Origin of the sequence: Lentzea sp. JNUCC 0626 (genome assembly GCF_043632865.1) — a bacterium.
Taxonomy (GTDB): Bacteria; Actinomycetota; Actinomycetes; order Mycobacteriales; family Pseudonocardiaceae; genus Lentzea.
This window is the reverse complement of the sequence record NZ_CP171635.1, coordinates 7,914,631-7,930,484: the sequence shown is the minus strand read 5'-3', so window position 1 is coordinate 7,930,484 and position 15,854 is coordinate 7,914,631. Positions and strand designations below refer to the sequence as shown.

General features: G+C 67.8%; 13 protein-coding genes. 8 read left to right on the top strand and 5 right to left on the bottom strand.

Features of this window, described 5'->3' with window-relative positions; genetic code table 11:
• The first annotated feature begins 5 nt into the window (after nucleotides 1–5).
• From JNUCC0626_RS36875 to JNUCC0626_RS36850, 6 genes are all read left to right on the top strand, one after another.
• A complete protein-coding gene (locus JNUCC0626_RS36875) occupies nucleotides 6–686 on the top strand; it encodes a hypothetical protein (protein ID WP_394615331.1) in 681 nt (226 codons plus the stop codon).
• Nucleotides 686–2,206, top strand: a complete 1,521-nt coding sequence (locus tag JNUCC0626_RS36870; RefSeq protein WP_394615330.1) for a hypothetical protein — start codon at nucleotides 686–688, stop codon at nucleotides 2,204–2,206. Before JNUCC0626_RS36875 ends, JNUCC0626_RS36870 begins: the two co-directional genes overlap by 1 nt.
• Nucleotides 2,207–2,218: 12 nt before the next feature.
• Entirely contained in the window at nucleotides 2,219–3,043 is an 825-nt protein-coding gene (locus tag JNUCC0626_RS36865) for a phosphotransferase family protein (RefSeq protein ID WP_394615329.1), read from the top strand.
• A gap of 40 nt (nucleotides 3,044–3,083) precedes the next feature.
• Nucleotides 3,084–3,392, top strand: coding sequence for a zf-TFIIB domain-containing protein (locus JNUCC0626_RS36860; RefSeq protein ID WP_394615328.1), 309 nt, complete (start codon nucleotides 3,084–3,086; stop codon nucleotides 3,390–3,392).
• Between the two features lie 91 nt (nucleotides 3,393–3,483).
• Complete coding sequence (locus JNUCC0626_RS36855; RefSeq protein WP_394615327.1) at nucleotides 3,484–3,930, top strand: hypothetical protein; 447 nt, start codon at nucleotides 3,484–3,486, stop codon at nucleotides 3,928–3,930.
• Nucleotides 3,927–4,364 carry a hypothetical protein gene (locus JNUCC0626_RS36850; RefSeq protein ID WP_394615326.1) on the top strand — a complete coding sequence of 146 codons (438 nt, stop codon included), beginning with the start codon at nucleotides 3,927–3,929 and terminating at the stop codon, nucleotides 4,362–4,364. Before JNUCC0626_RS36855 ends, JNUCC0626_RS36850 begins: the two co-directional genes overlap by 4 nt.
• Here JNUCC0626_RS36850 and JNUCC0626_RS36845 read toward each other — a convergent pair.
• The gene (locus tag JNUCC0626_RS36845) at nucleotides 4,361–4,768 is read right to left on the bottom strand and encodes a hypothetical protein (RefSeq protein ID WP_394615325.1); all 408 of its coding nucleotides are present in this window, start codon (nucleotides 4,766–4,768) and stop codon (nucleotides 4,361–4,363) included. The genes JNUCC0626_RS36850 and JNUCC0626_RS36845 overlap by 4 nt on opposite strands.
• 105 nt (nucleotides 4,769–4,873) lie before the next feature.
• Between JNUCC0626_RS36845 and JNUCC0626_RS36840 the strand changes: the two genes are divergently transcribed.
• Nucleotides 4,874–5,155: a DUF4287 domain-containing protein gene (locus JNUCC0626_RS36840; protein ID WP_394615324.1), complete on the top strand. Its 282-nt coding sequence runs from the start codon at nucleotides 4,874–4,876 to the stop codon at nucleotides 5,153–5,155.
• Here the strand turns inward: JNUCC0626_RS36840 and JNUCC0626_RS36835 are convergent.
• Nucleotides 5,152–5,727, bottom strand: coding sequence for a TetR-like C-terminal domain-containing protein (locus JNUCC0626_RS36835; RefSeq protein ID WP_394615323.1), 576 nt, complete (start codon nucleotides 5,725–5,727; stop codon nucleotides 5,152–5,154). The two genes, JNUCC0626_RS36840 and JNUCC0626_RS36835, sit on opposite strands and share 4 nt — an antisense overlap.
• A gap of 82 nt (nucleotides 5,728–5,809) precedes the next feature.
• On the opposite strand from JNUCC0626_RS36835, the gene JNUCC0626_RS36830 reads away from it, so the two are divergent.
• Nucleotides 5,810–6,907: a DUF418 domain-containing protein gene (locus JNUCC0626_RS36830; RefSeq protein WP_394615322.1), complete on the top strand. Its 1,098-nt coding sequence runs from the start codon at nucleotides 5,810–5,812 to the stop codon at nucleotides 6,905–6,907.
• Between the two features lie 55 nt (nucleotides 6,908–6,962).
• Here the strand turns inward: JNUCC0626_RS36830 and JNUCC0626_RS36825 are convergent, their stop codons facing one another.
• From JNUCC0626_RS36825 to JNUCC0626_RS36815, 3 genes are all read right to left on the bottom strand, one after another.
• The gene (locus JNUCC0626_RS36825; RefSeq protein WP_394615321.1) at nucleotides 6,963–10,859 is read right to left on the bottom strand and encodes a DNA-directed RNA polymerase subunit beta'; all 3,897 of its coding nucleotides are present in this window, start codon (nucleotides 10,857–10,859) and stop codon (nucleotides 6,963–6,965) included.
• Between the two features lie 102 nt (nucleotides 10,860–10,961).
• Entirely contained in the window at nucleotides 10,962–14,447 is a 3,486-nt protein-coding gene (locus tag JNUCC0626_RS36820; RefSeq protein WP_394615320.1) for a DNA-directed RNA polymerase subunit beta, read from the bottom strand.
• Between the two features lie 551 nt (nucleotides 14,448–14,998).
• A complete protein-coding gene (locus JNUCC0626_RS36815) occupies nucleotides 14,999–15,850 on the bottom strand; it encodes a hypothetical protein (protein WP_394615319.1) in 852 nt (283 codons plus the stop codon).
• Nucleotides 15,851–15,854: the final 4 nt, after the last annotated feature.

Genomic DNA, 15,854 nt, shown 5'->3' with positions numbered 1-15,854 from the left:
GAGCAATGAGCGAAGTACCGAAGCACCTCACTTACCTGGCTCCGTCGCCGCTTCCGCCGATCGACGACGCCCAGCGCGCCGAGGCACGGGCGAATCCCGGGCGCACGATCACCTACTACGACCCCAACCAGCCCGCCGACGGGCCGCTGAGCTCCATGAACGCCTTCGGCTGGCGCGGCGTCGACGCGGACGGCAACTTCACCGGCTCCGAAGAACGCAATCGCGAGATCGTGCCGCACCCCGACACGATCGGCCACAAGATCACCTGCAAGCTCGACATGCTGGTGTGGCGGCTCGCCAACGGGTTCGTGCCGGTGATCGACCTCGTGCACGCCCTGTACAAGCAGGTGCTGAACGTCAAGGGCGACCCCCGCGGCGGCGACGAGCTGCTGCTCACCAGGGCCGGTGACACGACCGAGCTCGACGTCTGGTCGGCGGGCATGTGGATTCCGGAGGACTGCAAGCACGTCGTCGGGGTCGCCGGCGCCGACGTGATCGAGATCCTCGGCCGCGGGGCCGAGCTGACGCTGTGCTTCAACCGCGACGGCGGACCGGCCCTGCGGGTCTCCGCGCAACTGCTGAGCGAGGCCGCCGACGAGGCCGCTCTCGACGCGATCGAACGAACGACGAAGCTGGCGCCGGTGCCCGCAGAGTTCACGACCACGGGAACCATCGGAGCGCAGTGATGAAGTCGATGATCTCCGGAGTCATGCCGTCCGGCAGCGCCCTCGTCTGGAACGGCCTGCTGCTCGAAGGCCGGCGCACGGTGGACGAGCAGCGCCAGGTCACCCGCCTGGAGTTCGACGCGGGGCCCGAGCACGGCACGGTGTCGGTGCTGCCGAGCCAGGTCGAGTCGGAGTTCCGGCACCACGTGATGGCGCAGTCGCGAGGCGCCCACTACAAGTTGCTCGAGGTGCGCGACGACGAGTTCGTCGTCACCCAGCAGCTCCCGCGCACCCGGCCGGTGTGGAAGCTCGCGAGGCCGATCGCCGAGTTCGACCGCGTCTACCGCCGCCGGGTGAACGACGGCGCCCACGTCCGCAACGAGCACCCGGTGGACCTGCTCCTGCAGCGGACGCTCCCCGTCATGCCGCCCGACGAGATCACCGACGAGATCACCAAGTCCCTGCTCGCCGCCGCTCCCCCGCAGTGGCGCGAGATCCGGCTGCGCTGCGACGCGCTCGCCTCCCGTCAGGACCTCTCCGCGACCGTCGTCGCCGAGGACGGGCAGGAGTACCACTGGCTGCCGCCGCTGATGGTCGACCAGTGGTTCGTCCGGCTGCGCATCACGACCTCCGGCTACCCGCACGGCGCCTGGTTCCGCGCGGACTACGTGCTGCGGCGCGGTGAGCTGCCGCAGCTCGCGTTCGACTTCGACGCCGAACCCGACTGGCGCTCGGTGCGCGACTCCGAGGAGGAGTTCGCGCGCTACGACTTCGAGGCCGAGACCGTGCACTTCCCGCGACACCGCGACCTCATGCCCGAGTGGTACGTGGGGTTGCTGGCCGAACTGCGCAGGAACCGGCTTCCGCGAGAGCCCGTCGCCGGGGACCCGAAGCCGCCCGCGGACATGCGGCTGGCGCGGGTGTTCGACGGCTTCCGCGCGGACGGCACGCCGATCAACTACCGGGCTCCGCTGAGCATGCAGGAGATGAGCCTGGTGAGGAGCTACCTCAACGCCGGTCACGTGGTGCTGACCGGCAGGGGCCTCGCGCCGGACCTGCTTGCGGCCGGGCGACCGGAGCAGGTGCCGATGGTGTTCCAGACCGACGGCCAGTGGGTCTGGCCGGCGGAGGTGGCGTACTACCTGGAGCGGCACGAACTGGCTCCCGCGCAGAACTTCCTCGCGCACATCCGCAGCCGGGGCTACCAGCTGCCGCAACGCCTGCCGTCGATCACGCGGAGCCGTGCGCTGGCCGTCGCGACCGACGCCCCGGAGCCGCTGCCCGGCTTCGACGGCGAGTGGGGCGGTGCGATGGACTGGTTCGTCGCGTCGCTCAGCCGGTTCCAGATCAGCGACGACCGCGTGTCGGTCGGTCAGGACCGCGAGAAGGCGCTGTGCCTCGTCCGCGCCGGCGACCGGTTCGCCGTGTACTGGCTGAGCCAGGGCGAAAAGCAGATGTACGCCGAGTTCGACACGCCGCTGGAGGCGGTCACGTACGTCTCCGGCTACCTGGCGATGTACGGCGACCACATGCGCGCCTGATTCACTGTGCGCGTGGACGACCTGATCGCGGCGATGGCCTCGCTGACCGGCTCTTCAGCCGACCCGGAGGTGCTCGGCGGTGACCGCGGCGACGTCGTCGTGGTGCGCGTCGGCGACGTGGTGGCCAAGGCGCTGCCCGCCGACACCGACCTGGTGGCGTTGCGGCAACGGCTGGAGATCGCGGCGGCACACCCCGAGCTGTTCGTGCCGCCGCTCGCGCCCGTGCAGTTCGTGGACGACCGGCCCATCACGGTGTGGCCGTACGGGACGCCGGTGAGCCAGGCCGATCCGGACGCGGCGCCGTGGGAGGAGAGCGCGGCACTGCTGGCGAAGCTGCACTCGTTGCCGGTGCGGGGTCCGGTGGCCGGTACGCCGGAACGGATTGTGCGCGCAATTCGGGCATTGCCACCGGACTTGCCACACGCCGATGTCGTGCTGCGCGCGTATGAAGTCTTGCCGCCGTTGGACATGAACGGCCGTGCGTTGATCCACGGCGATTGGCATCTCGGACAGCTCGTTCACCGGGGTTCGTGGCGACTGATCGACGTGGACGACGTCGGGGTCGGCGACCCGGTCTGGGACCTGGCCCGACCTGCGGCTTTGTTCGCCGCCGGGGTGCTGCCCGATGATCTTTGGGCGCGGTTCATGGGTGCCTACCGTGAAACGGGCGGTGTGGCTCTGCCGACATCGGAATGGGAAGCACTCAACATCCCGGCTCAGGCGTACGTTGTGCAGATGGCAGCACGGGCTCTCATGTCCGGGTTGCAGGCAGTGGAACCGCTGGTTGAAGCCTGTCGTCGGATCGTCGCGACGCACGAGAGCAGTGACCGCGGCTAATATCGTATTTGTCCGGTCCCACCGCAGGAGGCTCACCACGATGCAGTGTCCCAAGTGTCATGCGAACATGCGCACGTTCGACCGCATGGGCGTTCACATCGAGCAGTGCGACGGCTGCCGCGGGGTCTTCCTCGACTACGGCGAGCTCGAGTCCATCACGCGCCTCGAGGCCCAGATGCAGGCGCCGCCGCCCGCGGCCGCCCCGCCGCCCGCCGCCTACCCGGCTCCGGCGCAGCCCGCCTGGGGTGCCCAGCCGCAGCAGATCCACCACCACCACGGTGGTCACGCGGGCTACGGCTACGGCCACCGCAAGCACCGCGGTCTCGGCGGTCTGTTCTTCTCCTCCTGATGTGACGCGACGGCCCCGGATCCCTGCTCCGGGGCCGTTGACGACTACCGAAAAACAGGTGGATAATCGGTAGTCAACGGGAGGAGTAGCCATGTCTGTCGCGACCGAGGCCGCCCAGATCCGCGACCTCTTCGACACGATCGAAGAGCTAGAAGCCGTCGCGTCATCCCTGTCCGAAGACGACGAACGCCGCGCGCGCCTCGACGGCGTGGTGGCGAAAACCCTCCGCCAGGCCCCACCGGTACGCCCCGTGGTGGCAGGCGAACTCCTCGACCTCACCGAGAAGACCGTGAAGGCCTGGGCCCGCGAAGGCGTGCTGGCCATCCACAGCCAACAACCCAGGATGCTCCTCGACACCGTGCGCCTGCACGAGGTCCTCCACCTGGTCTCCGACCTCCGCCGCGCCGGCAAGACCCGCGCGCTCCTCGACGAGGTCCACCGCCGCCTGAGCGACCAGTCCCTGCTGGACCGCTCCGACCTCGCCACCTCCCTCGACGAGATGCGCAGCGGCAAGGGACGCGTGGTCCGCCCGATTTGATCGAGGTAGTCGAAACCCCCACCGCCCACGCGCAGGCGAACGGTCTGCGCGGACGGGCCCGCGTGGCCTACGAACGCTTCCTGGACGAACTGGCCCACTCGGGTTGTTCCGCCCTCGGGTACCGCGTGACAGGTCCTGAGCCGTTGCCCCGGCTGTGCGTGAAGCACCTGCGCGGCGCCGATCGTGTCGTTGTCGCCTTTCCCTCGCCTGACGCCGTGTGGGTGTTGCTGGTGGGGCCACACGATGACGATCCCGGGCTGGATCTCTACGAGGCGTTGTACGAGATGGCCGGTGTGCGGCCGCGCATGTCGGAGAAGCGGACCAAACCTCGTTGCTGCACCGACGAGTCCGGCGTTCCGCCGCTGGTCGACGAGCACCTGGTGGACGACCTGGTGATCCGGGCTCGCGCGTTGGCGCGGGCGCGCCGCCGCTAGCGCCGGTCCAGCACGAACCCGTCGGCGACGGGGTCGTAGTGCAGATAAGGCTCCTTGGCCGGATCGAGCCCCTCGAACGTCAGCGCGACCGGCTTCCCCCAGGCCTGCCCCACCTCCCGCAGGAACGCCGACAGCAGGTCCAGCCGTTCCTGCCCCTGCAACTCCCCGACGTGAACGTCGAAGACGACCTCGTCGGGGACCTCGAAGAAGTTCACGAAGAACCCCTCCGCGGGTGACACGAGCAGCGACCCCTCCCCCTTCCGGGCGGACCAGGCGCTGCCCGTCACGAAGTCGGCAACCGCCCGCCACGCATCAGGCACCACCCCGACGACACACCCGTCGTGCAACGCGCCGTCGTCCGGGTCGAACCACTCGCTGACGTCACTCCACCGCAGGTCACGCATGCCCTCATGGAACCAGCCGGCCACAACCGAGTTTCACCGACAAATTTTCTTGTCAAGGCGAGAAACGTTGTCTACGCTCGTGTCACCAGACGAACGGAGACCGCGATGTCCTTCCAGGCCTACCTCGACGGCGCCGAGAAGAAGACCGGCAAGACCCCGGCCGACCTGCTGGCCGCCGCCACCGAACGCGGGTACGACGGCAGCACCAAGGCCGGCGTGTTCCTGGAGTGGCTGAAGACCGACTACGACCTGGGGCGCGGCCACGGCATGGCGCTGTTCCACGTGCTCAAGAACGGTCCGCAGATCAGCGAGAAGCACGTCGGCACCACCGGCACCCACCGGGACGAGTCCACGACCCTGCGCCTCGACGGCATCGCGAACCGCTAGAGCCCCAGCGCGGGCAGCAGCGCCTCGTCCACGATCGCGGCCACCTCGTCGGCCGACACCGGGCGGTTGTTGTCGATGGCCAGCTTGAAGACGAGCGCCTCGCCGATCTGGGTGGTGATCGGCGTCAGCCGGGCCGGGTCGAGCCGGCCCTGGGCTGCATACCAGCGCAGCACGGTCGTGGTGAAGGTGCCGCCACGAGGGTCGAACACCTTGTCCCACAACGTTTCCGCCAGCTCCGGGTAACGGTCGCGCTCGGACGTGATCGCCATCACCGCATGGGCCGCCGGAGTGGCCATCCAGTCCGTGAGCAACGTCAGCGCCGCGATCAGGTCCGCCCGGAGGTCGTCCGCCGCCGGGGTCGGCACCTCCTCCGGGTACGCCTCCGCCAGGGCGTCGATGAGCAACTCGAACGGCGTCGACCAGCGCCGGTACAGGACGGTTTTCGCGGTCGCCGCGCGGCGGGCGATGCCCTCCATCGTCAGCTGCCCGAGGCCCGCTTCCACCACCTCGGCCACCACGGCCTCGTGGATGGCGCGGATCAGCACCTCGCCTCGCCGACGTTCGGTCGCCACGACCCCACCTTCCCATTAGAGCTACGGTGCCGTATCTTATCAGCCTCATAAGCTACGGATGCGTATCTAATGGGGGTCACGGATGCACACACTCACCCAGCGCGCGCTTGCGCCGGATCTCGCACGCGGCGTGATGCTGCTGTTGATCGCACTGGCACACGCGCACATGTACCTGTTACCGCAGACGACGGGCTTCCGGTCGTACGCGCTCGACGGCAGCACGCTCGACATGGTGGTCACGGGGGTGCAGATCACGCTGGTCGACGGGCGGGCCATGCCGATGTTCGCCGCGTTGTTCGGCTACGGGTTCGTGCAGATCGCCGCACGGCAAGGCGATGACGCACGGCGCGTGCTGCGGCGGCGGAGCGTCTGGCTGTTGGTGTTCGGGTGCGCCCACGCGCTGTTGCTGTTCTTCGGCGACATCCTCGCCGCGTACGGACTGCTCGGGCTGCTCTTCGCCGGCGCGGTGCGCTGGAAGGACCGGTCGTTGCTGGTGTTCGCTGGGCTGTGGCTGGTGGTGCACGGCGCGGCGACCGCGCTGGCGGGCCTGCAGATCGCGGAGTTCGGCGGCGCGGCGGGACTGGCCTCGGCGACGGATCCGGTGACCGCGATGATCGACCGGCTCATGTCGTGGGGCGTGCTCACGCCGTTCCTGCTCGTCGATCTGATCGTGCCGTTCCTGCTCGGCGTTCTCGCAGCCCGCAGGAAGATGCTCATCGAGCCGCACGAGCACCAGAAAGCCTTGCGCGCCATCGCGTTTGGTGGCATCGGCACGGCCGTCATGGGCGGATTCCCGTTGGCTCTCGTCGACACCGGAGTCTGGAACGGCGCGCCGGAGGTCGCCCTCTACGTGCTGCACGGCCTGAGCGGCGTGGCCGGCGGTCTCGGCTACGCGGCCCTCATGGGAGTGCTGGCCGTTCGCCTCACCCAGGGCCCGGTGGTCAGGGCCCTCGCTGCCTGCGGAGAGCGGTCGCTGACCTGCTACCTGCTGCAGTCCGCGGTGTTCGTGGCGGTGTTCGTGCCCTACGCGGGCGGGCTCGGCAGCCGGCTCGGCACCGCGGCGGCGTCCGGCATCGCCGTGCTCACCTGGCTCGCGACCGTCGCCACGGCGGAAGTGTTGCGCCGCAACGACCTCAACGGCCCCGCCGAGACCCTGCTGCGCAAGCTGACCTACCGCTGAAAACGGGAACGGCCCCCGGAGCGGGAGGCTCCGGGGGCCGTTCCAAGACAACCGACTAGCGGTAGTCGCGACCGAAGTCGTAGTCGTCCAGCGGCACCGCAGCGCCAGTGCCCGTGCCGAAGACGTCGGGGGTGTAGTACCCGTCGTCGTACGAGGGGATCGCGTACGCAGCGGCGCGCGCTTCCTCGGTCGGCTGGACCTGGATGTTGCGGTAGCGGTTGATGCCCGTACCAGCCGGGATCAACTTACCGATGATGACGTTCTCCTTCAGACCGATGAGCTTGTCCGAACGCCCGTTGATGGCGGCGTCGGTCAGCACACGAGTGGTCTCCTGGAACGACGCGGCGGACAGCCACGAGTCGGTCGCCAGCGAGGCCTTCGTGATACCCATCAGCACCGGACGTCCGGCCGCTGGCTCGCCACCTTCGGCGACGACGGCGCGGTTGCCCGACTCGAAGTCCGCGCGCTCGACCAGCGAGCCCGGGAGGAACTCCGTCGCACCCGAGTCGATGATCGTGACCCGGCGGAGCATCTGCCGGACGATGACCTCGATGTGCTTGTCGTGGATGGCCACACCCTGGGCGCGGTACACCTTCTGGACTTCCTGCACGAGGTGCAGCTGCGCCTCGCGCGGGCCCATGACGCGCAGAACCTCGTGCGGGTCAGGAGTACCTTCCAGCAGCTGCTGGCCGACGGACACGTGGTCGCCGTCCTGCAGCGGGCCGGTGGCCGTGTTGGCGAGACGCTGACGCTTGGACAGCTTCTCGAACACGATCTCCTCGGAACCGTCGTCCGGGATCAGCGTGATCTTCCAGAAGCGGTCGCCGTCCTCGATGCGCACGCGGCCATCGACGTCGGCGATCGGCGCCTTGCCCTTCGGGACGCGGGCCTCGAAGAGCTCCTGGACACGGGGCAGACCGGTCGTGATGTCGTCACCGGCCACACCACCCTGGTGGAACGTACGCATCGTCAGCTGCGTGCCGGGCTCACCGATCGACTGGGCGGCGACGATGCCGACGGCCTCGCCGACGTCGACCAGCTGGCCGGTGGCCATCGAGCGGCCGTAGCAGGACGCACACACACCGACCGGGGACTCACAGGTCAGCACGGAGCGGACCTTGACCCGGACCACGCCGGCCTCGACCAGCGACGCGAGCGCCGGGTCGCCGAGGTCGTCGCCGCGGTTCAGGACCAGGTTGCCCTGGGCGTCCGTGATGTCGTCCGCGACCGTGCGGGCGTAGACCGACGTCTGCGCGAACTCGTGCAGGCCGACCTTGTCGCCCAGCTGCTCGCCGACGGTCATCTGCACACCACGGGTGGTGCCGCAGTCGACCTCGCGGATGATGACGTCCTGCGAGACGTCCACCAGACGACGGGTCAGGTAACCCGAGTCGGCGGTACGCAGCGCGGTGTCGGCCAGACCCTTGCGGGCACCGTGCGTCGCGATGAAGTACTCGAGCACCGACAAGCCCTCGCGGAACGAGTTCTTGATCGGGCGCGGGATGTACTCACCCTTCGGGTTGGTCACCAGACCACGCATACCCGCGAGCGAACGGACCTGCGTCATGTTGCCGGCGGCGCCGGACTGCACGATGACGCGGATCGAGTTGTCCTCGGGGAAGTTGTCTTCCATGATCTCGTGGACCTGCTCGGTGGCCTTCGTCCACACCTTGACCAGCTCGGAGTTGCGCTCCTCGTGGGAGAGCTGACCGCGCTGGTAGCGCTTCTCGACGGCGTCCGCGAGGCGCTCGTGCTCCTCGAGGATGTCCTGCTTCGCCGCCGGGACGAGGACGTCCGAGATCGCGACCGTGACACCGGAGCGGGTAGCCCAGTGGAAACCGGCGTCCTTCAGCTTGTCCAGCGTCCGGGCGACGGTGACCATCGGGTAGCGCTCGGCCAGGTCGTTGATGATCACGGCCTGCCGCTTCTTGGGCATGACCTCGTTGATGAAGGCGTAGTCCTGCGGCAGGATCTCGTTGAACAGCACGCGACCCAGCGTGGTCTCCGCGAGCCACGGCTGACCGGGCTCCCAGCCTTCGGGCTCCTGGCCCTTGGGCGGGTTCTTGTCGGAGACGCGGATCTTCACCATCGCCTGCAGGCCCAGGACCTTGCGGTCGAACGCCATGAGCGCCTCGGCCGGCGACGAGTAGAAGTGGCCCTCGCCGATGTCGTCCTTCTTGTGGCGGGTCAGGTGGTACAGACCCGTCACCATGTCCAGACGCGGCATGGCCAGCGGCTTGCCGGACGCCGGGGACAGGATGTTGTTCGACGACAGCATCAGGACGCGGGCCTCGGCCTGCGCCTCGGCGGACAGCGGCAGGTGGACTGCCATCTGGTCACCGTCGAAGTCGGCGTTGAACGCTTCACAGACCAGCGGGTGCAGCTGGATGGCCTTGCCCTCGACCAGCTGGGGCTCGAAGGCCTGGATGCCGAGGCGGTGCAGCGTAGGTGCGCGGTTCAGCAGCACCGGGTGCTCGGTGATGACCTCTTCCAGCACGTCCCACACGGCCGGGCGCGCACGCTCGACCATCCGCTTGGCGGACTTGATGTTCTGCGCGTGGTTGAGGTCCACGAGCCGCTTCATCACGAACGGCTTGAAGAGCTCCAGGGCCATCTGCTTGGGCAGACCGCACTGGTGCAGCTTGAGCTGCGGGCCGACCACGATGACCGAACGGCCGGAGTAGTCGACGCGCTTGCCGAGCAGGTTCTGGCGGAACCGGCCCTGCTTGCCCTTCAGCAGGTCGGACAGCGACTTCAGCGGGCGGTTACCGGGACCGGTGACCGGGCGGCCGCGGCGGCCGTTGTCGAACAGCGCGTCGACGGCCTCCTGCAGCATCCGCTTCTCGTTGTTGACGATGATCTCGGGCGCGCCGAGGTCGATCAGTCGCTTGAGGCGGTTGTTGCGGTTGATCACGCGGCGGTACAGGTCGTTCAGGTCGGACGTCGCGAAACGGCCACCGTCGAGCTGCACCATCGGGCGCAGGTCCGGCGGGATGACCGGGACGCAGTCCAGGACCATGCCCTGCGGGTTGTTGCGGGTCGCCTGGAAGGCGGCAACGACCTTGAGGCGCTTGAGCGCACGGAGCTTCTTCTGGCCCTTGCCGCTGCGGATCGTCTCGCGCAGGATCTCGGACTCGGCGTCGACGTCGTAGTCACCCAGGAGCTTCTGGATGGCCTCCGCGCCCATGGCACCGGTGAAGTAGTCGCCGTAGCGGTCGTACAGCTCGCGGTAGAGCAGCTCGTCCGCGATCAGCTGAGCGCGCTCGAGCTTGGTGAACGTGGACCAGATCTCGTCGAGGCGGTCCAGCTCGCGCTGGGCGCGGTCGCGGAGCTGGCGCATCTCACGTTCGCCACCCTCCTTGACCTTGCGGCGCACGTCGGACTTGGCACCCTCGGCCTCGAGCTCGGCCAGGTCGGCCTCGAGCTTCTGGGCGCGGGCCTCCACGTCGGCGTCGCGACGGTTCTCGACGCGCTTGCGCTCGACCTGCATCTCGCTCTCGAGCGTCGGCAGGTCGTTGTGGCGCAGCTCGGCGTTCACGCCCACGATGACGTAGGCGGCGAAGTAGATGATCTTCTCGAGGTCCTTGGGGGCCAGGTCGAGCAGGTAGCCCAACCGGCTCGGAACGCCCTTGAAGTACCAGATGTGCGTGACCGGAGCGGCGAGCTCGATGTGGCCCATGCGCTCACGACGCACCTTCGCACGGGTCACCTCGACGCCGCAGCGCTCACAGATGATGCCCTTGAAGCGCACGCGCTTGTACTTGCCGCAGTAGCACTCCCAGTCCCTGGTGGGACCGAAGATCTTCTCGCAGAACAAGCCGTCCTTCTCGGGCTTGAGCGTGCGGTAGTTGATGGTCTCGGGCTTCTTGACCTCGCCAAAAGACCACTGGCGGATGTCGTCCGCGGTCGCGAGACCGATGCGGAGCTCATCGAAGAAGTTGACGTCGAGCACGTCTACTCTCTTCCCCTTTTTAGATCGGTGGCAAAGGAGCTGGTCGGAGGGCCGGAGGAGGGCGACGCGGGAGGCATCGCCCTCCCCCGACCGGCGAGGTGACTAGTTGACGACGTCGTCCACGGAGGGCGACTCGGACCTCGACAGGTTGATGCCGAGGTTCGCGGCCGCACGCTCCAGGTCCTCGTCGTCGCCGTCGCGCATCTCGATCGCGGCACCGTCCGAAGACAGCACCTCGACGTTGAGGCAGAGCGACTGCAGCTCCTTGAGCAGCACCTTGAAGGACTCCGGGATACCGGGTTCCGGGATGTTCTCGCCCTTGACGATGGCCTCGTAGACCTTCACGCGGCCGAGCACGTCGTCGGACTTGATGGTGAGCAGCTCCTGCAGGGTGTATGCGGCGCCGTACGCCTGCATCGCCCAGCACTCCATCTCACCGAAGCGCTGACCACCGAACTGCGCCTTACCACCCAGCGGCTGCTGCGTGATCATCGAGTACGGGCCGGTCGAACGCGCGTGGATCTTGTCGTCCACCAGGTGCAGCAGCTTCAGGATGTACATGTAGCCGACCGACACCGGGAACGGGTACGGCTCGCCGGAGCGACCGTCGAAGAGCTGCGCCTTGCCGTTCTGCTTGACCATCCGCTCACCGTCGCGGTTCGGGATGGTCGAGCCGAGCAGGCCCGTGATCTCTTCTTCCTTCGCACCGTCGAACACCGGGGTGGCGGTCTTGGTGCCGGGGTCGACGTCGTACAGCTCTTCCGGCAGGTTCTTCGCCCAGTCCGGGTCGCCGTTGACGCTCCAGCCCTGCTTGGCGATCCACCCGAGGTGGGTCTCCAGCACCTGGCCGATGTTCATACGACGCGGCACACCGTGGGTGTTCAGGATGATGTCGACCGGCGTGCCGTCCTCGAGGAACGGCATGTCCTCCGCGGGGAGGATCTTGCCGATGACGCCCTTGTTGCCGTGGCGGCCGGCGAGCTTGTCACCGTCCTGGATCTTGCGCTTCTGGGCCACGTAGACGCGGACGAGCTCGTTGACGCCCGGAGGCAGCTCGTCGTCGTCCTCACGGCTGAAGACGCGGATGCCGATGACCTTGCCGTACTCACCGTGCGGCACCTTGAGCGAGGTGTCGCGGACCTCGCGCGCCTTCTCACCGAAGATCGCGCGGAGCAGGCGCTCCTCGGGCGTCAGCTCGGTCTCGCCCTTGGGCGTGACCTTGCCGACGAGGATGTCGCCCGGCTGCACCTCGGCACCGATGCGGATGATGCCGCGCTCGTCGAGGTCGGCCAAGACCTCCTCGGAGACGTTCGGGATGTCCCGGGTGATCTCCTCGGCGCCGAGCTTCGTGTCGCGGGCGTCGATCTCGTGCTCCTCGATGTGGATCGAGGTGAGAACGTCGTCCTGCACGAGGCGCTGCGACAGGATGATCGCGTCCTCGTAGTTGTGGCCTTCCCACGGCATGATCGCCACGAGCAGGTTCTTGCCGAGCGCCATCTCACCGTTCTCGGTGCACGGCCCGTCGGCCAGGACCTGGCCCTCCATCACCCGGTCGCCCTCGTTCACGATGGGCTTCTGGTTGATGCAGGTGCCCTGGTTCGAGCGACGGAACTTGTGCAGCGCGTAGGTGTTGCGCGCACCGTCGTCGGCCATGACGGTGATGTAGTCGGCGGAGACCTCCTCGACGACACCCGTCTTCTTCGCGACGACGACGTCACCGGCGTCCACCGCGGCGCGCAGCTCCATGCCGGTGCCGACGAGCGGCGACTCGGAGCGGAGCAGCGGCACGGCCTGGCGCTGCATGTTCGCACCCATCAGGGCGCGGTTCGCGTCGTCGTGCTCGAGGAACGGGATCATGGCCGTCGCGGCCGACACCATCTGGCGCGGCGAGACGTCCATGTAGTCGACGTCGGTCGGGTCGATGAACTCGACCTCGCCGCCCTTCTTGCGGACCAGGACGCGGTCGTCGGTGAAGTTGCCCTCGTCGTCGGTCGGCGAGTTCGCCTGCGCCTTGACGAAGCGGTCTTCCTCGTCCGCGGTCAGGTAGTCGATCTGGTCGGTGACCCGGCCGTCGGTGACCTTGCGGTACGGCGTCTCGATGAAGCCGAACGGGTTGACCCGCGCGTAGCTCGACAGCGAACCGATCAGACCGATGTTCGGGCCTTCCGGCGTCTCGATCGGGCACATGCGGCCGTAGTGCGACGGGTGGACGTCGCGGACCTCCATGCCGGCGCGCTCACGGGACAGACCGCCCGGACCCAGCGCCGACAGGCGGCGCTTGTGGGTCAGACCCGCGAGCGGGTTGGTCTGGTCCATGAACTGCGAGAGCTGCGAGGTGCCGAAGAACTCCTTGATCGCCGCCACGACGGGACGGATGTTGATCAGGGTCTGCGGCGTGATGGCCTCGACGTCCTGCGTGGTCATGCGCTCGCGAACGACGCGCTCCATGCGGGACAGACCGACGCGGATCTGGTTCTGGATCAGCTCGCCGACCGTGCGCAGACGACGGTTGCCGAAGTGGTCGATGTCGTCGACCTCGACGGGCACGTCGCCGCCGGCGGCAGCGTCCATCATCGTCTCGCCCGCGTGCAGGCGAACGAGGTACTCGATCGTCGTGACGATGTCGTCCTCGGTCAGGACACCCGTGTTGATCTCGGTGTCCAGGCCCAGCTTCTTGTTGACCTTGTAACGGCCAACCTTCGCCAGGTCGTAGCGCTTGTCCTTGAAGAACAGGTTCTCCAGCAGGGCCTGCGCCGACTCCTTCGTCGGGGGCTCGCCCGGACGCAGCTTGCGGTAGATGTCGAGCAACGCCTCGTCGGTACCCGCGGTGTGGTCCTTCTCGAGCGTGGTCAGCAACGTCTCGCTGAACGCGAACCGCTCGCGAATCTGCTCCGTGCTCCAGCCCAGAGCCTTCAACAGCACCGTCACCGGCTGGCGACGCTTCCGGTCGATGCGGACACCGACGGTGTCGCGCTTGTCGACGTCGAACTCCAGCCAAGCACCCCGGGACGGGATGATCTTGACGCTGAAGACGTCCTTGTCGGTCGTCTTGTCGACCGCGGTGTCGTAGTACACACCGGGCGAACGCACGAGCTGAGAGACCACCACGCGCTCAGTGCCGTTGATGATGAACGTGCCCTTGTTCGTCATCATCGGGAAGTCACCCATGAACACCGTCTGGCTCTTGATCTCGCCAGTGGTGTGGTTGGTGAACTCCGCCGTGACGAACAACGGTGCCGCGTACGTCATGTCCTTGTCCTTGCACTCTTCGGTAGAGGCCTTGACCTCGTCGAAGCGCGGGTCGGAGAAGGACAGTGACATGGAGCCGGAGAAGTCTTCGATCGGCGAGATCTCGTTGAGGACCTCTTCGAGGCCGCCCGTCGGGGTCTCGTCACCGGCGTCGACGCGGCGCTGGAACCACGCCTCGTCACCGGTGAGCCATTCAAAGGACTGGATCTGCAGGTCAAGCAGGTTGGGCGTCGAAAGCGGCTCGTGAATCTTCGCGAACGAGACCCGCTTCGGCGCTCCAGGGATCCCCGACGTGGAGTTGGTCGCAGCAGTGGCCTTGGTCGCGCGAGAGATCGCCAAGATGCGTCCTTCCAGGGACAGGTAGCTGGCTAGAGCGAACTAGCACGGCTGTCAAGGGTGCGGCGATGCCCGCATAATCCACGCTCTCGGCGAAGGGCAAGCGGAAAATGGGCAGCGCAAAGGGGCAGTCTAGCCACGCGCACGGCGACTGTCGAGAGGCACCTGGAAGGACCCTCCTCTTGCTCACCGACAGAGTGACCCTGCATGAGCGCGCAGTCAAGATGTTGCGGGCCGATCCACCCTCTGGATGGAGCGCAATTTTCTCAGCTTCACCCATTTGACCTGCACAAACACGTGTGCGGCCGTTTTGGTTGGAAGTTGGCGGCTTCAAGTGAACTTACAGAGCGCCACTAAGATTTGTGTGACTGAGATCACGCGTGTCGGGGCTGGCGGAGGACGCGATTCAGGTGCTTCTGGGGCTCCTGTGACGTCCTCACAGCGGAGTTGATCTTAGGGGACGGTGACCGGCAGGTGAACACCGGGCCGGTCCAAACGAACGACGCCCGGCCCGCGCCGAGGTGCGGCGCGGGCCGGGCGGTGGCGGTGCGGAGTCAGCAGCCCTGAAGCTGGCGGTTCTGGTCCGCCGTGGCGCCGAACATCTCCATGTTGTCGATCTTCCACCGGCCGCTGTCGTCCACCGCGCTCACGCGGAGCATGGCGGTGCCGCCGCCCGTCTGGTTGTCGGTGGTGCGCGTGGTGACCTGGTCGGCGAAGACCAGGACAGTGGCGTGGCCGTCCTTCAGGGACGAGACCGCCGAGGAGACGACCCGGACCGTGACGACCAGCTTCTGCTGCGGGGCCACCTCCTTCACCGGGCCGAAGACGGCGTTGTACTGGCAGAGGGCCTTGCCGGTGAGCAGCTCCTTGGCCGCCTTCTCGGTCGACTCGACGTCGGCGAAGTTGTAGGAGAAGGACTTCTCCACGGCCTCGCGGATCTGGCCGTTGACCTCGGAGGTGGCGGCCGAGTCGACCAGGGCCTCGTCGTAGCTGACCGAGCGGGACTTGACCAGGAAGAACGTCGCCAGGCCGCCGAGCAGGAGGCCGACCACGACCAGGGCGACCGGGAGCGGCCAGTTGAGCTTCGCGGGCGTCTTGGGCTCGGCGGCCTCGGCCTTCGAAACGACCTCGGCCTTCGCGGCGGGGGCGGGCTTCTTCTTCGACTTGGGTGAGGGCGAGGGCGTCCAGTCGGTGGCCTCCGGCGCCTTCAGCTCTGCCTCTTCGGACGCCGGCTCCGGCGCGTCGGCCGGCTCGGGCGAGTCCGGCGCCTCGACTTCGGCCGGCTCCGCGACGGTCTCCACCGGCTCGACGACCTCGACCGCCTCCGCAGCAGGCTCGGCGCCGGGCTCGACGACGGGCTCAGCGGCCGGGTCGGCGGCCGGTGGGCGGCGGTTCAGGCCGGCCACCTTC

Excerpts from the sequence above, each read along its gene's own strand:
- JNUCC0626_RS36875 (WP_394615331.1), top strand. The coding sequence starts at position 6 with ATGAGCGAAGTACCGAAGCACCTCACTTACCTGGCTCCGTCGCCGCTT.
- JNUCC0626_RS36870 (WP_394615330.1), top strand. The coding sequence starts at position 686 with ATGAAGTCGATGATCTCCGGAGTCATGCCGTCCGGCAGCGCCCTCGTC.
- JNUCC0626_RS36860 (WP_394615328.1), top strand. The coding sequence starts at position 3,084 with ATGCAGTGTCCCAAGTGTCATGCGAACATGCGCACGTTCGACCGCATG.
- JNUCC0626_RS36855 (WP_394615327.1), top strand. The coding sequence starts at position 3,484 with ATGTCTGTCGCGACCGAGGCCGCCCAGATCCGCGACCTCTTCGACACG.
- JNUCC0626_RS36845 (WP_394615325.1), bottom strand. The coding sequence starts at position 4,768 with ATGCGTGACCTGCGGTGGAGTGACGTCAGCGAGTGGTTCGACCCGGAC.
- JNUCC0626_RS36840 (WP_394615324.1), top strand. The coding sequence starts at position 4,874 with ATGTCCTTCCAGGCCTACCTCGACGGCGCCGAGAAGAAGACCGGCAAG.
- JNUCC0626_RS36830 (WP_394615322.1), top strand. The coding sequence starts at position 5,810 with ATGCACACACTCACCCAGCGCGCGCTTGCGCCGGATCTCGCACGCGGC.